Genomic DNA, 6,907 nt, shown 5'->3' on the forward strand with positions numbered 1-6,907 from the left:
ACCATGAAGTTACCAGTAACCGAAATAAAAAGTATCGCCATATTCAGGGCGCTTCAACTGGGGGACATGTTATGCGCCGTACCTGCTTTCAGGGCCTTGCGCGCGGCATATCCGCAGGCTAAAATTACTCTGGTAGGTATGCCCTGGGGCAAGTCATTCACCCAGAGGTTCAATAAATATTTTGATGATTTTATACATTTCCCGGGCTATCCTGGTTTGCCTGAACAAAAATTTGAACCGGCCGATTTTACCCGGTTTTTAACTCAGGTACAAAGCCGCAAGTTTGATCTATCCATTCAATTGCAGGGTAACGGTTCGGTTGTTAATCCAATGGTAGAGTTATTTGGCGCGAAGTACACTGCTGGATATACTATTGACGGCCATTATGCACCGGACAATGGTTTATTTATGCCTTACCCGGATGAAGGGCACGAAATTGAACGGCATGTAAATCTAATGGAGTTTTTAGGCATTCCATCGCAGGGTAGTTCACTTGAATTTCCACTATTTAAAGAGGATAAAATAGCCTTTGCTGAACTGAATCTTAATATTGAACCTCAAAGATATATTTGTGTGCATCCGGGTTCACGAGGCGCATGGAGGCAATGGCCTGTACAATACTTCGCTGCCCTTGCTGATTATTGTGCTGAGCAAGGTTATAAAATAGTAATTACCGGAACGGCGGAAGAACATGAAATAATTGAACATTTAAAAAGTCATATGCGCTACATGGAAATCGATACTTCAGGAAAAACCAGTTTGGGAGTTGTAGCTATGTTAATAAGAGATGCTGCCTTGCTGATATCCAATTGTACAGGTGTATCTCATATTTCATCAGCTTTTAGCACTCCAAGCATTGTAATTAGCATGGATGGCGAACCTCAGCGATGGGGCCCTCTTAATAGTCAAATACACCGCACTATCGATTGGCTTCAAACACCTGACTTTCATCTGGTATACAGAGAAGCAGTTAAGATGGTCACTTAAAGCGTCGATGCATTCTGTTTATAGACCAATAAACTGGCGCGAAAAAAAACCTTCAATCACTTCAGGGAAAGACATATTGTCTCATCAAATACGTATGCGTATTCGATGGTGAGGTTGGAACCCAATTTTTGGTTGATATAATCTGCGAAATCGGTTTTTACTAAGTCAAACACCGTTTCTCCGCTGAGTGGATACATATTTTTGATTGTTGCCATTGCCTCTACAAGCGTTGACAGTAAATTAAGTTTAATATAGCCAGGTATATTTCCTATAACGACTACTTAAGAAACAAAGTGTCGGCTATGCCTTAATACCAGCGGCGCGTTGACTGACGCCAAATTACGCTTAATTTCTATTGTGGTGCAGGGCAGCAATTTGAGGATTAAAAGTCTTGCCCGGCCGATCATGGGAGGTTTATTGCAGTAGTGCTTACCCCTACCCGATTATGCCGAAAATTACTGATCATTGAAGATGATCTGGATATTCAAGCAGTCCTCTATTATATTTTTGTTGACGAAGGTTAAGAGGTCAAAGTCACGGAGAACCGTGATGCTGCTGGGGAGTTAATGGTGCCGCTAACGTATAAGTAAAGGCAAAGCGCCTTTTAATTTCCAGGTTGAGGAATTATCACCCATTTGCCCTGGTCGTGCATTTTGTATTCATCAAACAATTGAATTATCTGGCTTAAATCCCATTTATTTAGATTAAACTCAGCTCCCGGAAATATGTTGAAGAAATTGTATTTCTCATCGTAAGTCATCGCACCTTGATATATATGGTCAATAAACACTAAAGCCGCTGTATCATCGTGTAAATCAGGATAAAGTATTGATACTTTTTTCCGCTCATCACCAAAGGGGGCTGGCAGTTCAATTAGGGTTTGTTGCATTAGGTAAAAATACAGACATTCTGTTATAACTGAATCAGAAATACGCTATATGGATTAAGAATTGATTAAAATTTATCAGGGGTTTATGATTTTGTAATTATTTAATAAATTATTATTTAGATAGGCGATCCTCACTAAACTATTTTTTTATGGCAATCAATACGGTTAAAATCAACTTCGCTATGAGGCAAAGGATCTTAACTATTTTTACTATCTGATCTTGAAAGGTTAGGATTGAGCAGTTCTGCTATCTTCGTGTACTAAAAAAGCTCAAATTGGTGAATTCCTGAACCAAATTTTACGACTCTCTTGCCACCCATTACTTTGGAAAGTGTTATTTTTCCTATCATGTCCCGGATAGAAGCTTTCCTTTCCGGCAAAACAAAATCAGCAGTAGTATTCACAGGAATTTCAATCAATATTGTCAACTGGCCATTCTTGCTTTTTTTCCACTCAGATCTGATCCTACCGTAAGAGCTATTATAAGATGTTTTACAGTATTTAAGGTTACCGACAGGTTGTGGTGAGATCGTAAAATGTTGCAGCCCTGCTTTCCCAGGTTTAATGCCCCCAAGTGCCGAGTACAGCCAGCTAACTACACTCCCGAACATCGGGTGCGCGTGAGACCCTCTGCCGCTCCACTCTTCCCATAGCATGCTGTTTTTATCATTAAGCAGATAGCCAAAGCCAGGTTTGTTTTTTTGGGTCATTATTTTTAAGGCGATGTCGTCGCGATTGTTTTCAGAGAGTACTTTTAATAATAGCGGAGTGGCCAAAATGCCCGTATCGAAATGATACTCCATCTTTTTCAGATGTTTGACCAGGTTGTTAAAAACAGCTTTATAATCTGCTTTCGGTACTAAATCAAAAGCCAACGCGAATACATCGGAGCCCTGGCGGCCCTGCCAGTAGCTTTTATTAACGTTATCAAAATAAACATCGTTAAATTTTTTTTTGATTTCCACTCCCATATTTTCAAATGCCCGTTTGTCTTCGAGCTTTCCTAATAAGCTTGCAACTTTACTCATCGTTCGCAAGCAGTGATAAAAATAGGCAGTATTTACCAATGGTTCAGGGAGATCAATATTTTCGGGCGTACACCAATCCCCCAGACACCAGCCGCCGGGTTCTTCCCGAATTATTATCCCCCGATCATCTGTTCGGCTGTGCAGATAATGCACCCATTGCTTCATGCCGGCGTAATGGTGATTTAACATGGTGGTATCTTCATAATATTTATAATATAACCATGGCATAATCACATAGGCTGCTCCCCATGCAGGCCCGCCACCACCCCCACCAAAGGGTGCGGAATGGGGCACAAATCCGGTTTTGTGATTACGGGCGTCATCTATATCGTTGATCCACTTGCGGTAAAATTGCTCCATTCTGAAAGATAATAGAGCGCTTTCCATGGCCACCTGTCCGTCGCCCGTATAACCCAAACGTTCACGGTGAGGGCAATCGCTGCTGATACTGCCGTGAAAATTCGCCAATTGCGTCCTTAAATAAGCTCTGTTAATCTGGTTGAGCAAAGTATCAGAGCATTCGAAATTGCCATTTGCCTTGACATCAGTATGAACATCTTTAATCGTTAAGCTTTCCGCATCCATTAGCACATCCTTTGCGGTAATTTCGATCCTACGAAAGGTATGCCAAGTGAATTTAGGCTCCCAGATTTCTTTCCCTCTTCCTTTTAAAATATAGGTATCAACCTGACTATAATCCTCACCCTCTTCACTAATATACCTGATTACTATTTGACTCCCTGTCATGCCGTTTACCTTTATAGCCGCCCACCCTGAGATCGTTTCATCAAGATGATACAGATAAACCCCGCCTTTATCCCGACCATCAAATACCGGTCTCAGCATGCGTATGACTTTGTCATAAGGTGCTGTTTGCGGTTGTAATACGCCCGACGGTGGCTTTACTAAAAATGCGTATCGCCATTCATTATCATTATAATTCGTCTTATTCCAGGCTCCTAAGTCTATTCGGGCATCATAGTGCTCACCGCTGAATATGCCGTCGCTGAGCAACGGCCCGACGGTAGTTTTCCAGCTGCTGTCAGATACGATTGTTTTTTTTGATCCGTCAATAAAGGTTAGTTCCAATTGGAATATCAGTTTGGGGACATCGTACCACATATACCCCTCAACAGTACGGTCACGTTGGTTATACCAGCCGTTACCCAGTAGCATTCCGATAGTATTGTTGCTTTTGCCTAAGTTGTTTGTCACGTCAAATGTATTATAAAAAATACGCTGCGTAGATTGATCATCATATGGATAAAGCAGCTTCTTTAAAGGGCGGATATCATAATTAGTCACTGCCGGAGCCAGCACATGGTTGCCAATTTTTTTGCCATTGATGTATAGTTCATAAAAACCCAATCCGCATACATACGCTGTTGCCCGTTTTATTTTTTTGCCGGCTTTGAATTCTTTGCGAAAATAGGGGGCAGGATAAGTTGAAGCTGAATCAGGATTTTGATCATGAAGTTGTCCTATCCACTGGCCTTTCCAGTCAGATGCATTTATTAAGCCTACACGCCAACTCGCCGTTTTGCTCCAGCCTGAGTGCTGACCTTTATCATCCCATACTTGTACCGCCCAGTATACATTTTGCCTCGAATTCATTGGCTTGCCCTTGTAGCTCACCTGGGTCGAATTCCGAGACAGTATTTTGCCGCTATCCCAGTAATCGCCTATACGACGGGCGAGTAATGCCGGTGTGCTGGCTACAATAATTCGATAACCCAATTGAATCGTGTTTCCTTTTAGGGATGTTAACTGCCAACTTAACAAAGGGTGTTCGTTTTCTACAGCAATGGGATTAGATGAATAATCACATCGTAGATCATCAACTTTTACCTGAGCGAAAGAATTAATCGCCAGGATGCAAAAAAAGGTCAGGGATATGCCGAAGGTCTTAAAGTACATCATACCTAAAATATATCCCTAAGAATAGGTGAATTCATTAAATTTTGCAACCTGCACTGTCTTACCGAACAATATAAGCAAGTCAATTGAACCGATTGCCAGGAATTGCCGATAATTTAAATCCTGATACTCTAAAGCCTTGCAATAATGAAAAATCGTTTGTATCCACTCTTTAATTAGTCACAAGGTTGCCTTCGCTTGGCAGGCCATCTTCAGACAGGACTTTTCGCTTAAAAAATGTATCTACTACTATACACCATTCGGGAATATATCAGCAGCGTATGTGTCAATTTTACTTTGGTACCTAATTTGCAAGGTTAAGGCTAAACATAAATTATGAAATCATTATTGTATATTATCGCTGTTATACTCATTATTGGATGGGCGATCGGCACATTTGCTTATGCAGCTGGAAGCTTGATACATGTGTTATTGATCATTGCTGTCATTTCAATTGTCCTTGGCATTTTCAGACGGGATAAAACTGCTATATAGAAGATTAAATTACACCTGCGCCTGTGTAATTAAACATGCGCTTATTTATAGAAACTGGATAATTTAAGCAGTAGTGTGATCGATGGCAATGCAGGAGCAGTCACACTTTTATCATAACATCAGATGTTCAAAGAAATGGATCATGACGCAGAGCGTGTTAATCTGTTCGGTGAGGTTGTGTTGTCAAGGGTTTAAAGAAATAAAATAGAATCACCATTAGTTGGTGCTGTAATTATGGCAATACTGGCGGCAAAACTGATTAGCGATATTTTTTATTAAAGCCACATTGGGTGCGTAAATAATGAAAGTTTGAGACTGCTTTCACATATAATTTAATTGCCTTTAGTTATTGACTTTTCTATTAGGTATCTCCTGTTGGAATCCGGTTATATGTCGTTCAATATTTCTAACGCCTGCTGTTTGTAAAAATTGCCTACTGGAATTGGCTGTCCCCGGATGTCAATCTCATCAGCTGTAAAGGAATCTATTTTATTGATCGAGATAAGGAAAGATCGATGTACTCTCAGGAAATTATTGGCGGGAAGAATTGCTTCGAGTGCGGCCATAGCATATTTCGTAATGATCACGCCCTTCATAGTATAAACCTTGACATATCTTTCAAACTCTCCACATATAAAATGTCATTTAAAAAAACTTTAACCATTTTCCTGTCTGCGCGGAAATAAAGAAATGCATGGTCGGCTGTTTCTGAATGATGTATAACAGGTTCGGCTGCCGGTGATGATTCCTGATCAGGGATTGCTTTCATAACAGCTTTTAAAAACCTGTCAAAGCGGATGGGCTTAATCAGATAATCTGACATCCAGTTCAAAGGCTTGTATAGCGTATTGCTCAAAAGCGGTCGTTAATATGATCTTTGGAGGTTGTGATAAAGTACCGATCAGATCAATCCCTGAAAGTTGCGGCATTTGAATATCGAGAAACAGAAGGTCGACCTCCTGTTGTTTCATCGCGGTGAGTGCCTGGATCGCGTTGGAACACTCGCCTACCAAATGAAGCATAGGTACCTGGGCTACGTAACGGCGCAATACTTCCCTTGCCGGCGGTTCATCATCAACTATCAGGCAGTTATATTTCCTCATTGGCTCCATGCTACTGGTTTGACCAAGCCGGGATCTATGTGGGTTAGACTAAGGCTTAAGTTTACTATATACATCTCTTCTTCATCATTGATGGTTAGTTCGTGCTGATCAGGATAAAGTATTTCCAGTCGCTTACGTACATTAACTATGCCTATGCCTGGCCTGTTGTTAAGGTTACCGATGGGTTTACCATTGATCAATTTCATGGCCAGTTTATCATTGCTAACTGTTATGGCTAAGCTTAGCCAAGGTGCTTCCTTCATTTGACTAGCACCATGCTTAAATTCGCTATGCAACAATAGTTCCCGCCACTGCCAAAACCGCCATGGCCGGATCTCGAAAGTCCGGTACAACCGGCTATCCGTTGTCGCCTTATCCGGATGCTTACACAGGAAGTAACCATACGAACGTTCACACTGGGACAGTCTTGTGCCGGAGAATTCCGTATATTGAAAACTGCCATCATAATTGCTGTAAGTATATTGCTG

The 6,907-nt window shown here is 41.2% G+C and carries 7 protein-coding genes; 2 read left to right on the forward strand and 5 right to left on the reverse strand.

The window, feature by feature from the left end:
- The first annotated feature begins 3 nt into the window (after nt 1-3).
- Nucleotides 4-987: a glycosyltransferase family 9 protein gene (locus tag IM792_RS15935; RefSeq protein ID WP_194102886.1), complete on the forward strand. Its 984-nt coding sequence runs from the start codon at nt 4-6 to the stop codon at nt 985-987.
- A gap of 604 nt (nt 988-1,591) precedes the next feature.
- Here IM792_RS15935 and IM792_RS15940 read toward each other — a convergent pair.
- Both IM792_RS15940 and IM792_RS15945 read right to left on the reverse strand, forming a co-directional pair.
- Nucleotides 1,592-1,876 (reverse strand): hypothetical protein, encoded by a 285-nt coding sequence (locus tag IM792_RS15940; protein WP_194102887.1) that lies wholly within the window; start codon nt 1,874-1,876, stop codon nt 1,592-1,594.
- Between the two features lie 260 nt (nt 1,877-2,136).
- On the reverse strand, nt 2,137-4,824 hold the full coding sequence (locus IM792_RS15945) for a family 78 glycoside hydrolase catalytic domain (protein WP_194102888.1): 2,688 nt from the start codon (nt 4,822-4,824) through the stop codon (nt 2,137-2,139).
- A 333-nt stretch (nt 4,825-5,157) separates the two neighbouring features.
- On the opposite strand from IM792_RS15945, the gene IM792_RS15950 reads away from it, so the two are divergent.
- Nucleotides 5,158-5,316: a lmo0937 family membrane protein gene (locus IM792_RS15950; RefSeq protein WP_194102889.1), complete on the forward strand. Its 159-nt coding sequence runs from the start codon at nt 5,158-5,160 to the stop codon at nt 5,314-5,316.
- Nucleotides 5,317-5,702: 386 nt separating this feature from the next.
- Here IM792_RS15950 and IM792_RS21325 read toward each other — a convergent pair whose 3' ends face one another.
- The 3 genes from IM792_RS21325 to IM792_RS15960 form a co-directional block, all read right to left on the reverse strand.
- Nucleotides 5,703-5,951: a LytTR family DNA-binding domain-containing protein gene (locus IM792_RS21325; RefSeq protein WP_347343820.1), complete on the reverse strand. Its 249-nt coding sequence runs from the start codon at nt 5,949-5,951 to the stop codon at nt 5,703-5,705.
- A 168-nt stretch (nt 5,952-6,119) separates the two neighbouring features.
- Nucleotides 6,120-6,419, reverse strand: coding sequence for a response regulator (locus IM792_RS21330; protein ID WP_228085163.1), 300 nt, complete (start codon nt 6,417-6,419; stop codon nt 6,120-6,122).
- Nucleotides 6,416-6,682, reverse strand: coding sequence for a hypothetical protein (locus IM792_RS15960; protein ID WP_194102890.1), 267 nt, complete (start codon nt 6,680-6,682; stop codon nt 6,416-6,418). The genes IM792_RS21330 and IM792_RS15960 overlap by 4 nt, the downstream gene beginning before the upstream one ends.
- Between the last annotated feature and the right edge of the window lie 225 nt (nt 6,683-6,907).

It is taken from the genome of Mucilaginibacter sp. JRF (assembly GCF_015223065.1).
Taxonomy (GTDB): domain Bacteria; phylum Bacteroidota; class Bacteroidia; order Sphingobacteriales; family Sphingobacteriaceae; genus Mucilaginibacter.